This window comes from Pseudochrobactrum sp. AO18b (assembly GCF_000409565.1).
GTDB classification, from domain to species: domain Bacteria; phylum Pseudomonadota; class Alphaproteobacteria; order Rhizobiales; family Rhizobiaceae; genus Pseudochrobactrum; species Pseudochrobactrum saccharolyticum.
In genome coordinates this window covers 1-22,899 of record NZ_ANNO01000258.1, presented here as the reverse complement: position 1 = coordinate 22,899, position 22,899 = coordinate 1, and the positions used below count along the sequence as shown (strand labels likewise).

The following is a 22,899-nucleotide window of genomic DNA, read 5'->3' as shown; positions in this document are numbered from 1 at the left end:
GTTAAATTCATGAAATGAATATACGGAGCAGAATAATGAAGAAAATTGCAATCCTTGGCGCAAGCGGTCAGATCGCACAGCATGTGATTGATATGCTGGCAGAACGCGGCGACACAGAGATGACGCTGTTTCTTCGCGATGTGAGGAAGCTTGGTCGGGATATTCCTGACAATGCCCGCGTGATTGAGGGCGATGTTCACGACACTGCCAAGCTGAGAGATGCCGTGAGCGGTCAGGATGTGGTTTATGCGAACCTCGCCGGAGATGTCGATGCGCAAGCTGCAGCCATTATCACCGTCATGAAAGATGCCGGTTCGCGGAAGCTGATTTTCTGCACAACGCTTGGCATTTATGACGAAGTACCCGGCAAATTCGGTGCGTGGAACAACCGGGAAATCGGTGAATATTTACCACCATATCGCAAGGCTGCCGATCTCGTGGAGGCATCAGGTCTGGATTATGCCGTCCTGCGCCCTGCCTGGCTGACCGATGCAGACGAAGTCACCTACGAAACAACTGAGCGCCACGAGCCTTTTAAAGGCACAGAGATCGCACGCAAAAGCGTGGCAGCCTTGGTCGTAAAACTAACCGAAACGACCGGTGCACTTGGCAACCGTAATATCGGCATTAACAAACCAAACACCGATGGCGACAAACCTGCCTTCATGTAAACCGGCCAGTGAGAATGTCACTCGCCTCCGCAATTAAGGAGATCACATCATGGAAACCGTGAAAATCCGCAATCACGATATGTATTGGGATATCGCCGCCGATATCCACTTCCCGCCGCATTTCGACAAAACGAAGAAATATCCGGCCATCATCAGCGCACATCCGATCGGAAGCTGCAAAGAACAAACCTCGGGCAATGTCTATGGCGCAGCGCTGGCCAAAGAAGGCTTTGTTGTCATCGCCTTTGATGCAAGCTTTCAGGGTGCAAGCGGCGGTGAGCCGCGCTTTATCGAAGACCCGACACTGCGTGTCGAAGATTTCCGCCATGTTACCGATTATCTTGTGACGCTTCCTTATGTCGATGAAGAACGCATTGGTGTACTCGGCATTTGTGGTGGCGGCGGCTATTCAATCAATGCTGCAATGACTGAGCGCCGCATCAAGGCGGTTGGCACCGTTACCGGCGCGAATTATGGCCGTCTGATACGCGGTAATTTCACTGCCCTCAATCCGATCGCCGCGCTGGAAGCAATGGCCAGACAACGTACAGCTGAAGCGCGCGGCGCAGAGCTTCACGTTGACAATCTGCTTGCCAGTTCTGTTGAGGAAGCCCGCGCTGCGGGCATCACTGATCGCGATCCGCTGGAGGCAACTGATTACTATCGCACCCCGCGCGGTCAGAAACCCAACGGTCTGAACCGCTCGCTCCTGTCGCATCAGGCAGCAGCCGTTGGCTGGGATGCCTTTCATCTGGCGGAAGTACTCCTGACACAGCCGCTTTGCATCGTGGTCGGTGATAAGGTCGGCGCATTCGGCGCCTATCGCGACGGCTGCGAGATTATTGAACGCGCGGCCTCCAAACAGAAGGAGCTTGTGGTTCTCGAAGGCTGGTCACATTACGACCTGTATGACAAGGACGAACCGGTCAGGCTGGCACTTGCCAAGCTCGTTCCGTTCTACAAGGAAAATCTCTAAGCACGCTCAGGCGGCTTCTAACTTCACAATCCTGATGAATGTTACAATCCGTGCTCAGCAATATAAATCCTTGGAATTTTGAAAAATACCGCAGAAACAATACGGGCAGCTTTCGCTGCCCGTATTGTTATTATCCGTATAGTGATCCGGCTCAGAACTTGCCGATAAAGTTCACAAACATGCCACGGTCATCAAGGCTCAGGTCACGCAGATCATCCGAAAAGCGGCCGAAATTATAACCGGCACCAACTTTGAAGTTCTCGCCCACATGACGATAAACCGCTGCCAGCGCACCAAAATCGGTGGTTTTGGCTTCCGGCATATGCATCACACGACCTTCAAGCAGCAGATCCCACTTTTTAACTACATGCAGATCGGCACGGATAACACCCAGATGGGCGGATGAACGCTGCCAGTCCTTGTCAAATTTATGATCATTTTCTGCCGGACGGTATTTCACGTCACCAATACGGAAACCGTATTTGGCACCGACTGAAAGCCACGACACCAGATCATAGGTAAAGTCTGCCGACAGAATATGGCTGCGTTGTGCAGGTGCATATTTATAATTGGAAACACCACTGCCTAACTGGCCATTGCCCGGCATGTCATAGAGCCAGCTATATTTGAACAGCGCATTCAGGCGGTCATTTTCCACCGGACGATAGGCATAACCGAATGAGGCTTCAACATAATCCGTGTTCTGGAATGAAGTGACATCCGATTTCGTATCCGAGAGAACCGCATCCACACTGACCAGTGCACGCCAGTCCGGATTGGTCTTCCATGAATAGGCACCGGCCAACAGATAGGTGTTCTGGTCACGGGTATGATCGTCTGAGCGCTCGACACGCACTTCACCACGCAAACGACCGGTAATGCCGCGTTCTTCGTCCTTATAGCCGATGGCCAGCGACGGCGCATAACGGTCAAAGTCAGAATATTCAACGCCAGAGGAATTTGTGGTGTTGTCGCGAACACGGCCACCTTCAAAACCACCGTCAAATGTCCAGACATTATCCGGCGTATAGACCACACCATAAGTGTGTGTCAGCGCACTGCGAACACCAAACAAGTCATAATTGCCTTCCGAATAGGCTGAAAGCACATCATTCATACGGCGCTTCACACCGCCGACAATGGCACCCTTATCACGACCGATCAGATCATAGCTGCGATTGAGATCAAAGGCTCTGTCCGGATCAAGACGATAACCGACATAGTAATGGTCGTCGGCATTCGGATCATAGGTCAGAGCGGCCAGACCGCCGAGACCATTGGTGCCGTAGGAGATCTCTGCCTGCGTGCCGATTGTATCGGTCAGTTTCAGTTCTGTACCAACACCGATACGATCATTACGTTTGATATCACCGGAGCGACCGGCTGTTACCTGCCCGAAGACATAATAAAGGTGATCATCATCCTGACGGTAATCAATACGCATACCTGTATCTACGCGGGAACCGTCATAGCCGGTTTTGCCTGAGCGGATAGCGGTCGGTGACATCAGTTCGGTGTAAGTCACACCAAATGACACTTTCCAGTATTCGTCAATCTCATGGCTGACGGAAGTCTTGCCTTCACGCTTGATCTGACCGTCCGCATCCCAGAAATCATCATAGATGAGTTTCAGACGGGTTTTGTCCGTCACATCCAGATCGGCATGAGCACCCCAGAGGCGTTTATCGACACTGGTATTGTCGAAAAGACTGGAGAAACCGGCTTCTTTTTCTTCATAATAGCCGCCGATTTTGCCCTGCACGCCGTCTTCCTGAATGTCGGCCAGATCAACCTGACCTTTCAGGCGCCATGCCAGAGCAGTGCGACCTTTATTACCTGTCGCAAGGGTGTTGCTATTGGTCAGACCACCATCAGTGGAGCGGGTAAAGCCAAAGCCCTGCCCGTCAGAACCGGCCACTTCTCCCTCGATGAAAGTGGTGTCGGAATGGCGCACACGAATATCAACGCCTCCGGCCTTCTGATCAGCAGTGCCCGTGGTTTCCTGATAGCCAGTCACACCCACACGCACATTTTCATTCAGCCATTGCTGGCCACGGCCACCAAGGCTGTAGCCGTCGAGATCACCGGCAACCGGCTCAAACTCATATTGTGCCAGGACATAGGTTTTGTTGCCGCCCAATGCACCGTCACGCACCGGATCAGATGTACCGGCAGAGGATGAAAGCGGACGGTTGAGGATCAGCACGCCCTGCATATAATCAAAGCGGTAATCTTCTCCGGCTCTGAGTGTACGGCGCTCAATAACGCGACCGGTTACTGAATCGCGGAACTCAACCGTAATGGTTTCAGAACCTTCAACAATATTCTGACGGCGCATGAAATAAGCCGATCCGCCGGTTGCCAGATATTCCTCATATTGCGGCAAAGTATCCGGCTGGGCAGCGTATAAATCAATTTCGGTTTTACGCTCGCCAAAGCTTGTTGTTGCTTCCGAACGGTAAACGCCCTGCGCACCATAAAGCGCACGGTCAGAGCGCATGAACTCTGTGCCGGTGATGCGGGTTTTGAAATTACCCCATACTGCACGGCTGTCACCATGCTCTAAACGGACATAGAATTTACCATTGGTCGGTGCATCTTCCACAAAAGTGGAATCGTCACCATAGACCGGATAATAATCATCCGGATCGAGCTTGCGCAGCAGATGACGCGGGTTCTGCTTGCCGAAATTACGGAACATCTTGTCGAGCTCGTCATCGGTTGTGTCAGCAGCAGCTGTCAGCAGATATTCGCCTTTGATTTTACCTTTAAGATAAAATGCCAGACGGCCATTGGTGGTGGTGCTGTCATATTCACCCGGACGCACGGCTTCAATACCGCTGTCGCCGTTGCGCTTGCGAAGCGTAATGTCGGCCAAACCGACATAGAACCAGTCATTATCCGGAATATTAATATCGCGGTTAAAGGCCAGACCGTCGCCCTTCAACCCGTCATTAATGCCGACATCAATATCGTGATCGCCGGGACGCAAAATGCGCTGCACTACGAATTTCTGCTGGCCGTCAACCGGAATGGTTTCGCCAAAAGCTTTGACCTTATAGCCATCCGGTACATTGGTGCCATGAACTGTTACCGCACCGCCCTGCACACGAATGTTGCGGATTGCAGTTCTGTCTTCGCCCATCCCCGGCGCAACAGCTTCCGCACGATCGCCCAAAATGTCTTTCTTTTCACTGCGGCGCAAAGTCAGCGCTTCGGTTTCATCAAACCGGCCTTTTTCATCATAAACACGCAGTACATAGGCATATTCACGCTCATCGCCTTGCACCGGCATCACCCATTGCGCTTTGGCATTGGTTTTCACCGGTACAACGGCTACCGGTTTATCGACGGATTTGCCGTCGCCGATTGCGAAAATGCGGATTTCCGAACGCTCAATAAAAGCCGGATAGTTGGTGGTTGCCAGAAATTCGACAGTTTCATTGGCGCTATAGCTGCGACGCACCGGCATGGTCGAAACATTGAGGATCGGCGATGCATCCAGACCATCAAATTTGATCTGAATGTCAACGCTGCTCAAGTCCACATCGGTTTTGCGCTCACGATCAATCTGACGTGATGTTTGAGCTGTTGGTTTCGAGGCACTGGTCTCGACCGTGTCGCCATCCACACTGATCATGAACGGAATATTGCCCGCATCGGCAGCAATACCTTTTTCGGTATTTTCGCCGATTGTCAGATGACGCAGCGAGCTGTCATCCGACATTTTACCGCGCAGGTCTGAACCTTCGGTGGTTTCAGTCTTGGTTTGCGCCAAGACTGAAACGGTTGAGAAATGGCCTGCCATCAGTGCGGAACTGGCCAGAAGAGCGAGGCGAGAGAAAGAACCGAGTTTGAACTGAGACATTTTCATAACCTTAAATTGCGTGGCGGTTTTCACTGAGCGGCTCATTTGCTCACCTCCACGCGTGTCTCGATTTCAAGCGGGTAGTTATCTCCTTTGCGCTTCCACAGATCAGCGATCTGCTTGCGAACATGTTTCATGCGCTGTTTGGCCAATGACTGTTCGTTGCCTGCCATTTTGTAGCTCAGACGCAGAACCGAGATTTCCTGTTTCAGGACTTCCACGAGTTGCGGCAGGTTATCAGCCCACTGCTTTTTCAGCTTGACGCGGTTTGCTTCAAAAGCTGCATCCTGAAGGTCAAGACGAACAACACGGCTGATCGATGCACCAAAGTTCAGCTTGGTCATTTTACCGGCAGTCAGACGGACAACACGCGGGTTTTCAGTCGTCAGACGGTAGCCTGTCGGCAGCGTGCGGGTATCAAGCTTCATGATGAAATTGGAACCGATGCGCTGATCCGGCATCGCCGCACAAGGCACATGGAAACGACCATATTCGTCCGTTGTGATCAGCCAGCCCTTAGCGGTTGCAACACGCACACCGGCCAGACCTTTTTCGCCTTCGTCCTGATAACCATTGCGGTTCTTGTCATCAAAGACAGTGCCGATGATTTCACCACAGTCGAAAACAGGCTCAGACATGATCTCGACAATCGCCTGTGCATCAGGTGCAACCGGCTTGCCGTCCTTGTCCGTTACGGTGGCAATATTGATGTGCTTGCCGGGACCTGCCGAGCTCAGAACCAGCAGTTCAAGACGGATCTCGATCGTGCTGTTTGCGCCCATCGGCTGTCTATCAAAGCTGAGACGACGACCACTGATCTCCGGTTCAGTTTTTTCACCATTTACAGTAGCCGTTCCTTCAACATAGCGGAAACCGGAAGGCATAGTATCGATGATATTCAGCAAACCTACATTGCTCGACGAAGTGTTCTCAACCTTGATCATATAAGGTACGCGGTCACCACGACGAACCTGATGCAGCAATGCCTGTTTGGTGATTTTTACCAATGACGGCTCGGTAGCAGGCAGATTGATTTTCGCCTTATCTTCCTCAGATTCATAAGGCTTGCCGTTACGCTGATCGCCCTTGGCCAAGGCAATATTGGTCAGCGTTTCCGGAAGACCGGCAGTTGCATCAATATCTGCCTGTGACAGCACATAAGTTGCTTTGAAAGTCTGGCTTTCACCCGGTTTCAGGGTCACCGGTGCCGGAGTGATAGCGGACAGCTGATTGGTACCGCGCTTGCCTGCAAATAGCGGACCTTCATCCTGCACAGTCACATTATTGAGCAGCGCATTCCCCTTATTGGCAACATCGAATGTAAATTCGAGTGTCTCACCAACTTCCGGATAGCCATTGCCGTTAGCGTCGTTCCATTCACCCTTTTTAATGATTTCCAGCTCAGGCAGCGGAGGCATAACCGGCACAATAGTCGGCTCGTCTGTATCCACTGTCGGGCCTGAAGGATCTTCAATGTCTTTCGGTGTGGTCGGATCGCCATAGGTGCCCTTCACTGTTGCCTGATTAACAACCTTTTCGGCATCAATATCCGCTTCAGTAATGGCGTAAGTGGCTGTGAATACCTGCTGCTCACCCGGCTGCATTGTGCCAATGGTGAAGCTGTTTGGTGTTATACCTGCCAATGGATCATTCAGAACCACATTATTCAGCACCATATTACCGGTATTATGGACAGTGAATGTATATTCAATTTCCTGTCCGGCTTCTGCCGGTTCGGTCAGTTTGGAGTTCGCTTCCTTGACGACAGCAATACCCGGCTTCTGCTCCAGCGGAACTTTGATTTCCTCTGAAACATCCGGTGTTACCGGTTTCTTGGTCTTATCGGCAGGGTCAACATAGTCACCGGTAACAGTGGCCTGATTGACGACTTCACCTTTTTCAATATCGGCTTGTGTGACTTTATAGGTTGCTGTCAGCGTGACCGCATTCGCATCCCCCGGCAACAATGTCGCAATGGTGAAAGGCATATCCGGTTCCAAACCAACGAGCGGATCTTCCACAATGACATTGGTCAGTGTCAGATTGCCTGTATTGGTGACGAGGAAGGAATAGGTGATGACTTCATCCACCTGTGTCGGTGAAGAAAAAGCATGGGTTTCCGATTTGACAATCGTCACCGATGCCGAGGTTTCCAACTCCACAACGGTTTTATCGTCATTCGTCAGATCAGTACCGGAAATATCGGTTACGTCATCCGGCATACCGTTTACACTTGAGCCGAATACCTGTGCCGTGTTGGCAAAAACACCTGCATCAATATCAGACTGTTTCAATGCATAGGTTGCAGTGAACGCATCCGTGTTAACTTCACCCGGCTCCAACGGACCAGTCCAGCCGGACTGATTGACGACCTGCACATCGGTAACCAAATCAACAATGCGGATCTTTTCCAGAGTCACATTGCCGGTATTGTGAACGGCAAAGTTGAACTTGATAACGTCACCAGCCTTAGCAGGCTTCGGCAATGAAGACGCTTCAAGTGTTTTGACCAGCTTGATCGAAGGGTCGCGATCGAGTGGTGTATCGGTGCTGCTGTCATCCGTTACCGGTGTCTTGTCACCGTGCTCAGGAATACCCTTAACATCGGCGGTGTTTTCAACCTTACCGGCATTAATATCGGCAACCTTCAGCTTATAAGTACCGTAAACAACAGTCTGAACTTCAGCATCATTGTCCTTGGCCGCATTAACCGGCTGCAGAATCAAGTTTTCCAGACGAGTGACATCAGCTGTGTCGATGACAACGCCGTCAAGATGATCGGTCAGAACCAAACCATTAAGCGCGACATTACCGGTATTGCGGATAGTGAAGCTGTAGCGAAGTTCATCACCGATCTTTGCCGGATTGCTCAGACCATCAAGAATAGCCACCTTCTCAAGGCTGATCGAAGGCTTATGTGCAAGCGGCGTTACAACTTCATTAGAATCCACCGGCGGTTGCGGGTCTGTCGGGTCTTCAAAATCAGCCTTGGCAGTGTTGACCACCTTACCATCATTCAGATGGTTCTGCTGGATTGGTGCTTTAACCGTAAATGTACCACTTTCACCCGGTGCCAATGAAGCAAGAGATGCCGGTGCGATAACTGCACCCACCAGCGGATCGCTGGCTTTGATATTATAGAGAGTGACATTGCCCTCGTTGGTCGCTGTCACAGTCCATTCCAGCATATCACCGGCATAGGCTGGTTCCGGCACAACCGAGCTTAATGCCTTTACAAGCGTCAGCTTCGGATCGCGGTAAGTCGGAACGTCTACTTCTGAAGGCGGTGTGGTGATCTTCTTGTCATCAGGACCATAAGTGCCGGTGGCCAGTGCTTTATTGACGACTTTTCCGGCATTAATATCCTGCAATTTCAGCAGATAATATGCTTCGACAGTCTTCTTTTCTTTCGGTGCAAGAGTACCAATATTAAAGGCACCGCTATCCACCACACCAGCCAATTCATCCGTAATCACTACATTGTTCAATGTCGTGTTACCGGTATTCTCGGCGATGAATTCATAGGTGATCTTGTCACCAACAACTGACGGGGTCTTAACGTCTGACTGTTTCAGTTTCTTCTCAAACTTCAGAGAAGGTTCACTCAATGGCAGATCAAATTTGTCAGTTGAAGTAACCGTTTGCGGCGTGCCGCCAAAGTTACCCCAAGCACCTTCAGTCTCCGCTGTATTTTCCAGCGTACCATTATCAATGTCTGCCTGTTTGACGACATAGGTCGCTTTAAAGGCCGTATCATTACTGGCGCCAACGGCGAGTTCTGCAATCTTTGTATTCGCAGTCCAGACCAGACCAGTTTTCGGATCGGTTACAACCACATCAAAGAGCGGTGTTTTACCGGTATTGGTAACTTTGAATGTATATTCAATCACGTCACCGGCTGTAATCTCGCCAGTTCCGCCAATGCGCGCACCGGTTTTTTCCAGCTTAATTGCTGCTTCCGGCACAATATTAACGGTGGTCGGCACATTCCGGTTCGGATAGTTTTCACCACCGGCTCTGTTGTCTGACTTGTCCGCAATGCCGGTTTTGCCGGAATATTCACCGACTGCTGTAACATCTGCCTGATTGGTCAGAACAAGCGGATTGGCTTGCCATGGTTTATCAGGATTAACCCGCACGACTACAGTGGCAATCAGCGTTGCATTTGGCTGCAGCACGGCATTACCAACGATCAGCGTATTGGTTGCCCCATCAAAAGCAGACGACAAAGTGCCGCTGTTCGTGCTGACGGATGTAACCTTGTAGAACCCTGGCTGCGGAACATCGTCCGCTGATGGAGAACCAAAATTCTGTGCGCCACCATTCAGAACATCCGTCAGCGTGATGTCCTTCAACGGTTCCTGACTGAGGTTTTTGGCCGTGAATGTATATGTGACAGTGTAAGTACCATCACCCATTGAAACAGGTGCATTGGCTACCTTGCCCAGGCCAACCGAAGGCGTGACGTGGAGTGTGAAGTTATTTTCAATACTCTTGGAATCTTTTTCAATGACAACCGAACCAAGGGTTGTGTTGTTCACTGATGAGGTCTTGCTATCATTATAATCATTGGTACCAGACACAGAAACACCGGTCTGGTATTTGCTGCTGTTCGGCACATTGCTGTAGCTGACCTGATATTCACCGGCAGGAACGCCCGTGAAATTATAGCTACCATCAGGGTTAGTCTGTACGGTGAATGTGAGATCTGCGTCATCATGCTTGGCAATACCAGTCAGGGTGACAGTTACCCCAGCAACGCCGACATCTATACCAGTATTGAAATCAGCTTTTTCGTTGAAATCGACGAAGATTTTACCGCTTACCGAACCACCGAGAACAGTTTTAACACTATCGCTAGACGTATTATTCGCTGAGTTTTTGTCGAAAGATTTTGTCGTGACAGAAGCGGCATTGGTCATTGCTTCTGCCTTCATATCTGTAATCTTGGTGGTAAGTTTAATGACTGTTTTTTCCGCCGGTTCCATATCACCGAGTTCACATCTGATCTGACGTGTACCGATAACACCGAGACACAAACCACCTTTACCGCTGGTAATCTCAGGAACTTCAGTCAGCACCATACCTTCCGGCAAAGTGTCGGTGAGAATAACTTCTTCAGCAACTTCGAGGCCGTTACCTGACAGACTTTCAACCGTAAGCGTCCAGGTAAAACTTTGACGCAGGTCAACAACCGGCTCGTTGGCTTTTTTGACAACGCTGACATCGGACTTCACACGAACAGTGGTTGTTTCATCATCCGCATTATTAGCCGGATTACGGTCATAGTTTTTCGCTGTTTCGTCTGAAGTTATTACAACTTTATTCTGATAAGTGCCGCGTACCAAAGACTTCATTTGGACTTTGAACTGCACTTCAGTACCGGCTTTAAGCACCGGAATAGAACAAGTAAGCGTACCGCCTGCCTGACCAGCATTCACATTTGGTGGTAAGCAGGTAAGGCCTGCGGACTGCCCCTCTACTTTATCATAGGAAAAACCGGACGCCGGAAATGTATCAACAATATTAACATTATACGCATCCGACGGGCCATCATTTTTGGCTACAATCAGATAAGTTGTATTGGTGCCTTTCTCGACCGGATCATGTTGCTCGCCATCAACCGTATCGGTTTTGGTTACCAAAAGATCAAGCGCAGGCGCATGAATTTCCACCGAAACGCTGGCAGCATTGTTGGTCTTGTCTGTTTCTTCAGTCGTGGTGCTGACCGTTGCATTATTGACAAGCTCATCTCCAACCTGACCGGTCGAAGGCTTAACCTCAATAGCCACTTCTTTCTGGGTGCCGTTTTCGAGACGCGCCCATGTACAGGTGATGGTGTTATTGGCGGAAGTGACGACCTCACCTTCCTTGAGGCTTGTCGAACAGATTGCGCCATTTTCGGTAATACCAACGAAACGAACACCGACTGGCAACTTATCTTCAATAACAACATTGTCCGCACCGCTCAGACCGTTATCATTGACACGGGCAGCAATAGTATAAACCAGACTCTGCCCCGCAGGCGCACCAGTCTTTTCAGACGAGCTGGATTTAATAACCGTTACATCTGTCAGTGGTTCAACAGTGTAATCAACCGATGATTGATTATTAGATTGATTACCATCCGGCGTTTCGGTGGAGTAAACAACAGCCGTATTCTTTTGCGCACCTTCGTCACCGGCAAATGTACTGATCTCAATGAACGGATAAGGTTTACCCGCTTCATGAACCGGCAGACTTGCAATTGTACATTTCAGCTGAACTTCCGTAGCGCCGCTCGAAGGCTGCGTACAAACGATACCACTTGAGCTTGTCACTGCGATGGTTGCCTGACCACCCAATGGGCCGCCGACAATATTTTTCAGCGTATCATCAATAACAACACCAGTTGCCAGTGCTTTGCCGTGATTGATAACTTCAAGCTTAAATTTAAGCGGATCACCGGCTTTGACAATTGCAGGTGTCAGAAGCGTCTTCCTGATCTCAAGATCAGCCAGAGTTTCTTCTTTTTCAGAACCAGCATTACCGCCGATTGAGTCAGTATTATTACCCAAGAGGTTTGGCTTTTCTGCACCATCCGGCCCTGAAACGGTCATCGAATTGGTAAACTTACCACTCTGCTCCATTTTCACGGTCAGAGTAACAGGTCCGGCAGTAGCACCCGGTTTCAACGGTTCTTCAGATGTATATTGATCCGTCTCGCAAACAAAATTACGGGGCCCAGTCATCGGCAATTCAGAACAAGTCCAACCGGCTGGTACAGCAACATCTGTTACCGTCATATTTGCAGGCAAATGATCGGTTATAGTCAATTTGCCGTCAAAGCCGGAATTGCCAATATTCTTGCTTTTTAACGTATATTGGTATTCTTCGCCGACAATGACCAAACCGTAGTCCGGCCCACCTGTTTTATCAGCTTCCAAATCAAAATATGGGTCAACAATACTCGCACCACCGTCATTGATGATGTTATTGCCCACATAGTCCAGATCTTCATTCTCAGATGTTATTGTCGCTTGATTATAAACAGGCGCACCGGCTCCCTTACCGTCATGGGTTGCCTTAACAGCTGTAGTATTAATTTTGATCGGTGCTTTATAGTTGCTGCCAGCGGATTTGGTATATTCACACACCACTTCTCTGCCGGTTAAAACACAAGCCCAACCGGTGCCAGCCAGATCTCCAAAACCAACAAATTCATAATTTTCCGGCAAGACATCTTTAATCGTTGCCTGTGAAGGCTCGTCACCGGCAAATTGTGGCGTCAAAGTAAATTCAACCGGAGAACCGGTTAGAATAAGACCTTGCGGTGAGCGCATCTTGCTCAGACTCACATCCGTACCGGCAAGAACCTTCATATTTGCAAGTGCTTTATTATTTTCAACATTCGGATCAAGCGGCGAATTTCCAATCACTTTCGCATCGATCATAATGTTAGAACTATTTCCGACTGTTACCTGTCCGGAAAAGCCAAAATCCAGAGACTGGTCTGGCTCAATTTCCTGTTTGATTTCACAAGTGACAATATTGCCCGACAATGTGCAGCCATTTTCCATCGGCTGGTCCATCACAACACCTGAAGGGACAGGGAAGGTAAGTGTTGAACCCTTTGACGGATACGGGCCTTCATTTTTAACAGTCGCGGTAAAGTTAACTTTGCCACCGCCCTTAACTTCAGCAGGAGCATTCAATGTCAGGGCTAAGTCAGCGCCTTTGTTAACAGTAATGCTGCGGTTCTGTTCAGCGCCGTTCTTGGCAATTTTACCATTAAAAACGACAACCCCCTCTTTCTGAGGGCTCAAACGGATTTTAGCGGTTACGCTTTCCTGCGGCTGAAGTATACGCACTTCACAGGTAATTATCGCATCGTTAGTCAGCTCTACGCCAATGGCTGGCATTGGGGCGCAACCGCTGAAAACGTCCTTATCAACATCAAGGCCGTAAAACTTAACCGATGCAGGGATCGTAAATGCAACGCTCGTCGGCGTGGTCGGGAAGTTATCACTGTTATTTACAGTCGCAGCAAACTCAATCTCAGTACCGGCCGCCAGCGGACTTTGTTTGTCAGCATTAATATTGAGTGTCCAGCCTGTTACGCTTTGCGCATAAACGCCAGACAGAGAGTTGAACATGGCAAAAACCGCCATGATAAACACTGTAAATAACCGTTTCATTTCGTCCCTAAAACCTATGCTTACACATCGGTCGGGACATAAAAGAAAGCACTGCTCACCCGTGTTTTACAAAAACACAAGCGCGGAGAATCAATTACCCGCGAACTGAAAGTTCGCGGGTAATTAAAACATATTCGATTAGGCCCCCACCTTGATGAGGGGCACTACATGATTCGAAATAGTTAACCAATAATTAATTGATATTTCTGAATAATTTTTCCATGATGTGACTCTTAAGCACAAAAACGAACCTAAATGGAGGTTCTGTTGCATGGGAGACCGATCTCGCAAAGAACGCGATCATCCGCGACAAACGAATGGTTGGCGCAAAAGATAACAGACAGTACACTGCTGATTGAAGCCACCCTGTTCAACCCCGCCAATGCTATCAGAGCGTAAACCTCTCTCCCCGCATATAGTCTTAAGGGCTGCTGTTTTGCGGGCAGGTATTCTCAGGCTTGCAGACGAGTCCCGTCTGCGCCAGCAGATCAGCCACCCCGTCACGCGCTCCCAGCCCCTCGGGATCGCAAAGATATTCCATGTGATCACTCAAATATCCGGCCATTGGTGCACGCCAGTCCGGTGAAGTTTCGACCATCTGCTCAGCCGTATAAAGCAGATATTCGACATATGCCCCGTAAGCGGTGAGCTCAGTTTTCTTGTTGATCGAACAATAATCAGCATGCGCCAGTTCTGGCTTTTGCACCGTCAGGTTCAGAAATTCTCGATATATTTCGCGCGCGGTCTGATCCCGCTGTATCAGATCGGCCTGACCGACCTGATACGGAATGATAATCAGTGCTGAAAGCGCGGCAAAGGCTGTAGCAATCCCGCCCAAAGCGGCCAAGGGTTCAGTATTGCGCCGTAACCAGTTCCACATATTCAAACCTTGGGTTGTTCATGAGTTGCACAGTGGATACCACCGCCAACTTCCCCTACCGGATCGATATTTAGTGTAACAATCTCGCGGCCGGGATATAATTTGCCAAGTATAGCAGCAGCCTGTTCGTCGGCCTCACGGTCTCCGAACTCAGCAGCAATCACCCCGCCGTTACAAACATAATAATTCACATAAGAAGACACAAAATCGCGGCTCTTCGAACGAATATCGTATGGCTCCGGCAAAATAACCATGTCCAGTTTACGCCCTTCGGCATCAGTCGCTGCGGCCAGAATGTCATGCGTCTCGAAGGAGGCAACCGACCATGGGTCTTCGGCGTCAATTTCATCACCCATCTGGATCAGCAATTGTCCCGGCTTAACGAAACGGGCAAGCGCATCAATATGATAATCGGTAATATCTGCGCCAATAATTCCGGGTGCCCAGATCATCTTGCGCGCACCCATCGTATCCAGCAGCATCTTCTCAATTTCAGCTTTACTGCCCCGATTGCGATTGGCATTGACGAAGCTGCTTTCGTGAGCGATCAGCGTGCCGTGGCCATCGGTTTCAACGCCGCCCGCTTCCCCGACCAGACCTGCATCAAAAACCTGCAAGCCTAATCGTTCGGCTATCTGTGCAGCGATCTTACCGTCTGCGCTGTGGGTCTGCTTGTTCCCCCAACCATTAAAATTAAACTGTGTGACGGCCAGTCCACCTTTTCCATTGACGACAAATGAAGGGCCGGAATCGCGACACCATAAATCGTCAGTCGGAATGTCCCATAGCTCTACTTTCTGCGATACCAGCTTGCGAACAACACCGTGATGCTTTGCTGCAGCCAGCATCACAACCGGCTCAAATTCTGCGATCGTATTGGCGATTTTCGCAATCGTTTTCTGAATATCATCAAGAAAATCAGGATCGTCATAGACAACAGGATTAACCGGCCACTGCATGAAAGTGCGCTCATGCGGTTCTGTTTCTTCCGGATACCAAAAACCCGCAGCACGCGCTGATGTACCTTCCGCCTGCCCCCGACGCGCTTGCATCGACAGACCAACGGCAGCGGCGGCAGCACCCAGTAAAGTTTGACGGCGTGTCATCATTCTATCACCATGAAAATAAAAAAGGAAAATCGATATTTTAGAATATATTTACATAAAGTAGAGCACCCTTAAGCGCTGTCAACGAATGTTGAACACATTCACGCATATTGCAGGGATATTTTTTGACACTCTGTCCTGTTCAATGCCGCATTATTGGCGAGAGGTGACGCGGTGACAGGTAAACAGCGCATCATATTTTTACGTCAGATTGTCGTGATAAAACAGTAACGAGGCAATGAATGTCAAAGCACCGATCATAGCCAGAATAAAAAACCGGCGTGCTGTAACCGGCTTTTTTACGCATTGGCTGGCAATCAGCAAAATGACTGACCAGAGACAAGTAAAAAGCAGCAGGCACAGGGTATAGACAAATCCGGACAAGTCATATCCGCCACCGCCAATCGACGGATATTGCGGTGGTGCAGGATTAAGCAACAGATTTAAAAAAACTGTGACAAGTATAAAGAATGCCAGAAGACTGAAAAACACCGTATTTCTCAATAGCATCCCCTTATTCCAGATATTCAACGCGGCTGTATGACCGCGTTGAATATACTGGCAGGTATCACGCGTCTAGGCCAGCTTCGGAATGGCGTCGAGAAGCATTCTTGTATAGGGCTGCTGCGGGGCTTCAAAGATTGTCTCAGCCATACCTTCCTCCACAATTTTACCGTGATGCATAACGATGATGCGATCACAGAGGTGGCGCACAACGGACAGATCATGACTGATGAACAGCAATGTCAGGTTCAGTTCTTTGCGCAGCCGCAGGAGCAGATTGAGAATTTGCGCCTGAATGGACACATCAAGTGACGCCACTGGCTCATCGCAGACAATCACCTCCGGTTTCATTGCCAAAGCACGGGCAATCGCAATGCGCTGCCGCTGACCGCCGGAAAACTGGTGCGGATAGCGGTCTGCAAAGGCCGGATCAAGGCTCACCGCTTTCAGCCAATGGGCTACATAGGCACGGGCTTCGCTTTTTGTGGTCAGACCATGGGCAATCGGCCCTTCTGCAATTGACTGGCCAATGGTGCGGCGCGGATCAAGGGATGCAAACGGATCCTGAAAGATCATCTGAATTTTGGTCGTCAGTTTGCGTCCGTGTACATGGTCAGACATGACAGGCTGGCCGGATAGACGGATCTCCCCCTCAGTCGGCTGATAAATTCCGCAGACCATGCGGCCGAGCGTTGATTTACCGGATCCGGATTCTCCGACCAGCCCCAGCGCCTCCCCTCGGGCGATGGTCAGATTGACATGATTGACGGCGATAACCGGTTTGCGAGGTTTTAGCAGGCCGATTTTCTGGCCGAGCCTGCCCCAGAAATCACTTTTCCATTCGAAGCGTTTCACAGCATTGCGAACGGTCACAAAATCCGGTTTGGCTTCCGTTACTGATGGGGCGGTTTGAAACGATGCTTCTTCTTCATCTGTCGGCTTGCCCAGCATTTGCCCCGGTTTGGAGCGGGATGGCAGGGCATCCAGCAGACCTTGTGTATAAGGATGGCTTGGTGATTTCAGCACTTCGGAAGCAGGGCCGGTCTCGACAATCTTGCCCGATTTCATCACAGCAATGCGTTTTGAAATTGAGGCAACTGTCGCCAGATCATGGCTTATCCAGATCATCGAAATGCCAAGCTCGGCGACCAGTGCTTTCACCTCGGTCAGAATTTCCGCCTGTACGGATACGTCAAGTGCTGTAGTCGGCTCATCCGCAATCACGACCTTTGGATTGTGCAGCAAAGCAATAGCAATCGCCACGCGCTGGCGCATACCACCGGAAAACTGATGCGGATAGAAATCAACCTTATGTTCCGGATCGACAATGCGTACACGGCGCAAGGCTTCCACACAGCGCATGCGGGCATCGCTGTCCGAAATAGTTTCATGCGCGCGCAATGCCAGTGTCATCTGATCAAGAACGGTCAGCACCGGATTGAGTGTCATCATCGGATCCTGAAAGACCATCGAGATTTCACGGCCGCGTAATTTGCGCAACTCGCTTTCACTCAGGCCGACAAGTTCACGCCCTTCCAGTTTAACGGAGCCTTGCACGATGCGTCCCGGCTTGTCGATCAGCCCGATCAGAGAAAAACCGGTGATGGATTTGCCGGAACCGGATTCACCCACCAGTCCCAGAATTTCCCCGCGGTCGAGATAGAAGGAAACACCATCGACAGATTTGACGGTAGCGGCACGGGTTTCGAAATGCGTATGCAGATCAGTAACTTCAAGAAGATGAGCTGTCATTTGTTCAACCTCGGATTAAGCTGGTCGCGGATCTGATCGCCAACGAGATTGATCGCCATAATGAGAATGATCAGTGCAATGCCCGGATAGATCGAAATCCAGTAGCGGCCGGACAGCAGATATTGGAAACCGTTGGAAATGAGCATGCCGAGAGATGGTTCTGTCGGCGGTAGGCCGACACCAAGGAATGACAGCGTTGCTTCCAGCGAGATTGCCGAGGCGACCTGTACTGTTGCCACAACAATGAGTGGTGGCATAGCATTGGGCAGGATATGACGGGTAACAATGAACCAACCGCTCATCGGCACAGAAAGTGCGGCCTCGACATAGTCTTTATGGCGTTCAGCAGAGGCTGCACCGTGAGCCGTACGCACAAAATAGGCATATTGCGAAAAGACCAGAGCGATAATCAGCTGGCTTTTGCCCTGCCCGAGAAGTGCTGCCACCACAAAGGCCAGCAGAATGGCCGGAAAGGAAAGTTGCAGGTCGATAACGCGCATGATGAAGGCTTCAAAGCGCCCCCCGACATAGGCTGCCGTTGAGCCAACCAATGCACCAATGGCAAAGGCAATCGCACCGGCCAGCAAGCCCATTTCCAGTGAAATGCGCAAACCATACAGAATGGCGGAGAAGAGATCGCGCCCCTGTCCGTCGGTTCCCAGAATATGGGTGTAACCGCCCTGACCGATATAACCGGGTGCACGGCGTCCGTCCCGCAACACAAGGCTGGAAAGATCATACGGATCCTGTGGTGCAATCAGCGGTGCGAAGACGGCCAGCAAAATGATGAGCAGCACTATAAAAGCGGCAACCATAGGCACCGGATGGCGTTTGAATTCCGACCAGAATTGTAATGATCTGCTGTTGAGTAATGACATTATTTGCCACCTCCCTGACGCATGCGCGGATCAAGCACGGCATAGGACAGATCCACAATCAGATTAATCGTGATGAAAAGCAGGGAAACCAGCATCAGATAGGCAACCATCACTGGTCGGTCGAGTGAGGTGATGCTGTCAATGATCAGTTTGCCAAGACCCGGCCATGAATAGATCGTCTCCGTTACAACGGCAAAAGCAACGGTTGAGCCAAGCTCCAGACCAAAGACGGTAACAAGCGGAATGGAGATCAGGCGCAGCACATGACGGCGCAGAATTGTGCGCTCGTTAATACCGGCGGCACGGGCAAATTTAATCGTGTCGGTCAGCATGATTTCACGCGTACCGGACGCAGCCAGACGGATCATCAACGATAATTTAAACAGCGAGAGATTAATGGCGGGCAATGCCAGATGATGAAGACCATCAAGTGTCAGGAAGCTGACAGGAACACCGAGCACGGAAATTGTGGCACCGCGTCCGCCCGCAGGCATAATACCAAGCTGCACGGCAAAGACCATAATCAGCATCAGCCCGATCCAGAACGTGGGAACGGAAAAGCCGAGAATGGACAGCGCCATAATGATTTTGGACGCCCAGCTGTCCGGCTTGTAACCGGCATAAATACCAAGCGGAATACCGATGAGACTGGCCATGAACACAGCCGTCAAGGCCAGCTCGGCAGTTGCAGGCAGGCGTGATGCGATCAGCTCGGAGACAGGCATATTATAGACGAAGGAGCGCCCCAAATCGCCATGAAGCAGATTGCTCATGAATTGCAGATATTGCTGCCATACCGGCAGGTCCAGCCCGTATTGGGCGATCACCCTGTCACGGATTTCCTGTGTCGCATCCGGTGAGATCAGCACATCGACAGGATTGCCGATGACAAAGACCCCCATAAAAACCAATAGCGACATGACAAGCATCACCAATGCTGCCTGCCATAAGCGTCTGACAATAAATGCAATCATCAGCTATGCTCCCCCAAAAGCGGATAACGGACAGTTTCCTCCCGCCGTATCCGCTTAACTATTTCTAATGCTGGACGGGATTTCTCCTGTCCGGAAATTTATAATTATCAGTGCCAGCCGTTTTCGAGTTCAAAGCGGGTTTCACGCACAGCAACATCCCAGATCGCCAGCATATCGGCATCCGGACGTTCAAAAAGGCCGTGATAATTGCCTTCGCAGCTCTCCAACAGCGTACGTTTACGGCCGGCGTCAACGCGAGCCATAGCGCCGAAATCAATGCGCTCTACCGCATGTTCCGGCTGCTGAACGTCTGCAAGACGTGTCCACGGAAAGTTTTCCATCCATGAGGCGTGGGAAGCACGGCTGTCGATTTCCAGTACTTTGCCCATGGTTTGTGGTGCGCGCCACCAATCGTGCATTTTGACGCTGGCATCGCGGTTGCGGTTCAGCCACTCAGACACAACAGTACCGGCAGGCGCATTGCCGCCATGGCCGTTGACGATCAGAATACGACGGAAACCGGCGCGGTAAATGCTGTCGAGAATATCTTCAATCACACCGATATAGGTGCGCAGGCTCAGGGATACTGTACCGGGGAAGTCAGCGAAACTGGATGCCAGACCATAAGGGAGCACGGGAAATACCGGCACGCCCAGCGGTTCTGCGGCATCCAGCGATACTTTCTCGGCAAGGATCATATCTGTGCCAAGGCTGATGCGGGCATGTTGCTCAACGCTGCCGATCGGCAGGATGCAGCGGTCGTCCTGTTTGACACGATCTTCAACCTGCGCCCAGTGCATGGCGTTAATATGCATGTGAAATTCCTCTCATTTCAAAAGTGTTCCCGAGTCTGCGCTCATGGGTTTCTGAAACTATTATCCATGAAAATATTTCGCAGACAAGTTCCAATTGGAACAAAAATTACGTTTGACATCCTTAAAACAAGCTATATCTTGTTCTGAATGGAACTTAATTGCTAAACTGTCACGGGGAGAAGTGATGGAGGAACGCGTAGCAATCGCTCTTTTGGAGGGGCGCGCGGGGCGCAGTGAGGCGGCAGACAGCCGCATCAGCGAAAGCGATATTCTGCATACTAAATTATGGGAAAATCCGTGCTGGTTGTCCTTCCGGATCAACTATCTGGCACTCCATTACAACAACCCGATCTACGGGCTGATCGGTGCGGATCATGATCTGCTGCGGCCGGAATTTGTGGTGCTGTATTCGCTGTTTCTGCGCGACCGCACGACTTTGTCCGAAGTTGTTGCCGGTTCCGGCTTTCCGAAAAACACGCTGAGCCGCGCCACTAAAAAACTGACCCGCCTGAAACTGGTGCAACGCGAAGGTGACAGCGACGACCTGCGCCGTGTTGTGCTGTGCTTGACCGATGAAGGGCGCGCCATTGTTGAAGCGAAAATGACGCCGATGCTGGAGCGCGAACGTCTGATGCTGGAAACGCTCAGCCCTGCTGAGCGCATGATGCTCTCGGAACTTCTGACCAAATTGGTGATCGCCTCCCGCGAATGGCCGGAAACAATTGCCTCCGATCTGCCGGAGCGTGATGAAGAGTTTGAACAAGACTAATAATGGGGACTGGACTATTCACATGAAAAAAACACTGCATGCTTTGATGCTCGGCACAACATTGCTTTTTAGCGCCGGACAGGTTTTTGCCGCCGATCTGGTTATGGCAATTAAAGCCGGCCCTGCCTCAATGGATCCGCATTTTACGGCAACCGCCGCCAATGCCGAAGCGACGAAACATATTTTCGATACGCTGATCCGCTCAGGCAACAATCTTGAGCTTGAACCGTCGCTGGCCGTGAGCTGGCAGGCACTTGATGATACGACATGGGAATTCAAACTGCGCGAAGGCGTGAAATTCCATGACGGTTCAGATTTTACAGCGGAAGATGTGAAATTCTCCATTGAGCGCATTCCGCATGTAACAGGGCCAAATCCGGCAACGATTTTTGTGCGCCGTGTTAAATCGGTAGAAGTTGTTGATCCGCTGACTGTGCGCGTGACCACAAATTCTGCAGCACCGACTTTGCCGAATGATTTTATCCGCCTGTTTATCACTTCACACAAAGCAGCAGCTGCCTATTCAACACAGGAAACCGCAGCGGAAGGCTTCAATACCGGTAAAGCCACGATCGGCACCGGCCCTTATAAATTCGTTTCATGGGCACCGACACAGGATCTGGTTCTGGAGCGTTTCGACGGTTACTGGGGCGGATCACAGCCATGGGATCGCGTTATCCGCAAGGAAATCCCGAATGATGCTGCCCGCGTTGCCCAGCTGAAAGCCGGTCAGGTTGATGTTATTTCCAAAGTGCCTGCCTCGGACGTCCCTGTGCTTGAGCAGGATTCATCGCTGACGGTGGTGAAAAACGAGAGCATCTATATCAGCTATCTCGAATTTGATTTCCGCGAAAAAAGCCCGATGGTATTTGCCAAGGATGGCAGCAAGCTGGACAAAAACCCGCTGCTTGACCCGCGTGTGCGAGAGGCTTTTGATCTGGCAATTGACCGCGAGACCATAGTTGAATTCGCTCTGGAAGGCATGGCAGCGGTACCGACACAATTGGTGACCTCCAATATTTTCGGCTATGACAAGTCGCTGCAGGCACCGGAATTCAATATTAATCGTGCAAAAGAGCTCCTCACAGAAGCCGGTTATCCGGATGGTTTCAAAATCACATTGAGCTATTCGAATGACCGTATGCCGAATGAGCTGGGACCTACAGTCGCCCAGATGCTGGCTGCGATCGGCATTACGGCGGATGTAAACGGCGTTCCGGCAGCGGTATTCAACCCTGCGAAAACCCGCGGTGAGTACTCGCTCTATATGGCAAGCTGGGGTACATTGACGGGTGAGGCCAATTACATGTTGTCATCGCTGATGCATTCCAATGAACCGGCAAAATCGCTGGGTGCGTTTAACGTGCGCGGCTATGCCAATCCGGAAATGGACAAGCTGATTGAAGATGCTGCAGCAGCGATGGATGCAGATGAGCGCCGCACATTGCTTGAAAAGGCGAATAATCTGGTGGCAACAGACCGTCCTGATCTGCCGCTGGCGATCCAGCTCAGCGCATGGGCTGTGAAGA

The 22,899-nt window shown here is 50.6% G+C and carries 13 protein-coding genes; 4 read left to right on the top strand and 9 right to left on the bottom strand.

Annotation, left to right across the window (positions count from 1 at the left end):
• Nucleotides 1-35 precede the first annotated feature (35 nt).
• Nucleotides 36-671 carry an NAD(P)H-binding protein gene (locus A918_RS0110620; protein WP_022711044.1) on the top strand — a complete coding sequence of 212 codons (636 nt, stop codon included), beginning with the start codon at nt 36-38 and terminating at the stop codon, nt 669-671.
• A gap of 49 nt (nt 672-720) precedes the next feature.
• Complete coding sequence (locus A918_RS0110615; protein ID WP_022711043.1) at nt 721-1,647, top strand: alpha/beta hydrolase; 927 nt, start codon at nt 721-723, stop codon at nt 1,645-1,647.
• Between the two features lie 151 nt (nt 1,648-1,798).
• Here the strand turns inward: A918_RS0110615 and A918_RS0110610 are convergent, their stop codons facing one another.
• The 9 genes from A918_RS0110610 to A918_RS0110570 form a co-directional block, all read right to left on the bottom strand.
• Nucleotides 1,799-5,560 (bottom strand): hypothetical protein, encoded by a 3,762-nt coding sequence (locus tag A918_RS0110610; protein WP_022711042.1) that lies wholly within the window; start codon nt 5,558-5,560, stop codon nt 1,799-1,801.
• Nucleotides 5,557-13,692, bottom strand: a complete 8,136-nt coding sequence (locus A918_RS0110605; RefSeq protein ID WP_084664759.1) for an SdrD B-like domain-containing protein — start codon at nt 13,690-13,692, stop codon at nt 5,557-5,559. Before A918_RS0110605 ends, A918_RS0110610 begins: the two co-directional genes overlap by 4 nt.
• Nucleotides 13,693-14,113: 421 nt before the next feature.
• On the bottom strand, nt 14,114-14,572 hold the full coding sequence (locus A918_RS0110600; protein ID WP_022711040.1) for a hypothetical protein: 459 nt from the start codon (nt 14,570-14,572) through the stop codon (nt 14,114-14,116).
• 2 nt (nt 14,573-14,574) lie between these two features.
• Nucleotides 14,575-15,681, bottom strand: coding sequence for an agmatine/peptidylarginine deiminase (locus A918_RS0110595; protein ID WP_022711039.1), 1,107 nt, complete (start codon nt 15,679-15,681; stop codon nt 14,575-14,577).
• A 198-nt stretch (nt 15,682-15,879) separates the two neighbouring features.
• Nucleotides 15,880-16,182, bottom strand: a complete 303-nt coding sequence (locus A918_RS0110590; RefSeq protein WP_156831423.1) for a hypothetical protein — start codon at nt 16,180-16,182, stop codon at nt 15,880-15,882.
• A gap of 72 nt (nt 16,183-16,254) precedes the next feature.
• A complete protein-coding gene (locus tag A918_RS0110585) occupies nt 16,255-17,934 on the bottom strand; it encodes an ABC transporter ATP-binding protein (protein ID WP_022711037.1) in 1,680 nt (559 codons plus the stop codon).
• Entirely contained in the window at nt 17,931-18,812 is an 882-nt protein-coding gene (locus A918_RS0110580; protein WP_022711036.1) for an ABC transporter permease, read from the bottom strand. Before A918_RS0110580 ends, A918_RS0110585 begins: the two co-directional genes overlap by 4 nt.
• Nucleotides 18,812-19,786, bottom strand: a complete 975-nt coding sequence (locus A918_RS0110575) for an ABC transporter permease (RefSeq protein WP_022711035.1) — start codon at nt 19,784-19,786, stop codon at nt 18,812-18,814. The genes A918_RS0110580 and A918_RS0110575 overlap by 1 nt, the downstream gene beginning before the upstream one ends.
• Before the next feature lie 107 nt (nt 19,787-19,893).
• The gene (locus A918_RS0110570) at nt 19,894-20,601 is read right to left on the bottom strand and encodes a creatininase family protein (RefSeq protein WP_022711034.1); all 708 of its coding nucleotides are present in this window, start codon (nt 20,599-20,601) and stop codon (nt 19,894-19,896) included.
• Between the two features lie 184 nt (nt 20,602-20,785).
• Here A918_RS0110570 and A918_RS0110565 point away from each other — a divergent pair, with 184 nt between their 5' ends.
• Together A918_RS0110565 and A918_RS0110560 are read left to right on the top strand one after the other, a co-directional pair.
• Nucleotides 20,786-21,370 (top strand): MarR family winged helix-turn-helix transcriptional regulator, encoded by a 585-nt coding sequence (locus A918_RS0110565; protein WP_022711033.1) that lies wholly within the window; start codon nt 20,786-20,788, stop codon nt 21,368-21,370.
• Between the two features lie 22 nt (nt 21,371-21,392).
• Nucleotides 21,393-22,899 (top strand): ABC transporter substrate-binding protein (locus tag A918_RS0110560; protein ID WP_022711032.1); only part of this gene is annotated, 1,507 nt, incomplete at its 3' end.

Coding starts and splice junctions, on each gene's coding strand:
- A918_RS0110585 (WP_022711037.1), bottom strand. CDS start 17,934: ATGACAGCTCATCTTCTTGAAGTTACTGATCTGCATACGCATTTCGAA.
- A918_RS0110600 (WP_022711040.1), bottom strand. CDS start 14,572: ATGTGGAACTGGTTACGGCGCAATACTGAACCCTTGGCCGCTTTGGGC.
- A918_RS0110575 (WP_022711035.1), bottom strand. CDS start 19,786: ATGATTGCATTTATTGTCAGACGCTTATGGCAGGCAGCATTGGTGATG.
- A918_RS0110615 (WP_022711043.1), top strand. CDS start 721: ATGGAAACCGTGAAAATCCGCAATCACGATATGTATTGGGATATCGCC.
- A918_RS0110570 (WP_022711034.1), bottom strand. CDS start 20,601: ATGCATATTAACGCCATGCACTGGGCGCAGGTTGAAGATCGTGTCAAA.
- A918_RS0110565 (WP_022711033.1), top strand. CDS start 20,786: ATGGAGGAACGCGTAGCAATCGCTCTTTTGGAGGGGCGCGCGGGGCGC.
- A918_RS0110605 (WP_084664759.1), bottom strand. CDS start 13,692: ATGAAACGGTTATTTACAGTGTTTATCATGGCGGTTTTTGCCATGTTC.
- A918_RS0110620 (WP_022711044.1), top strand. CDS start 36: ATGAAGAAAATTGCAATCCTTGGCGCAAGCGGTCAGATCGCACAGCAT.
- A918_RS0110595 (WP_022711039.1), bottom strand. CDS start 15,681: ATGATGACACGCCGTCAAACTTTACTGGGTGCTGCCGCCGCTGCCGTT.
- A918_RS0110580 (WP_022711036.1), bottom strand. CDS start 18,812: ATGTCATTACTCAACAGCAGATCATTACAATTCTGGTCGGAATTCAAA.
- A918_RS0110610 (WP_022711042.1), bottom strand. CDS start 5,560: ATGAGCCGCTCAGTGAAAACCGCCACGCAATTTAAGGTTATGAAAATG.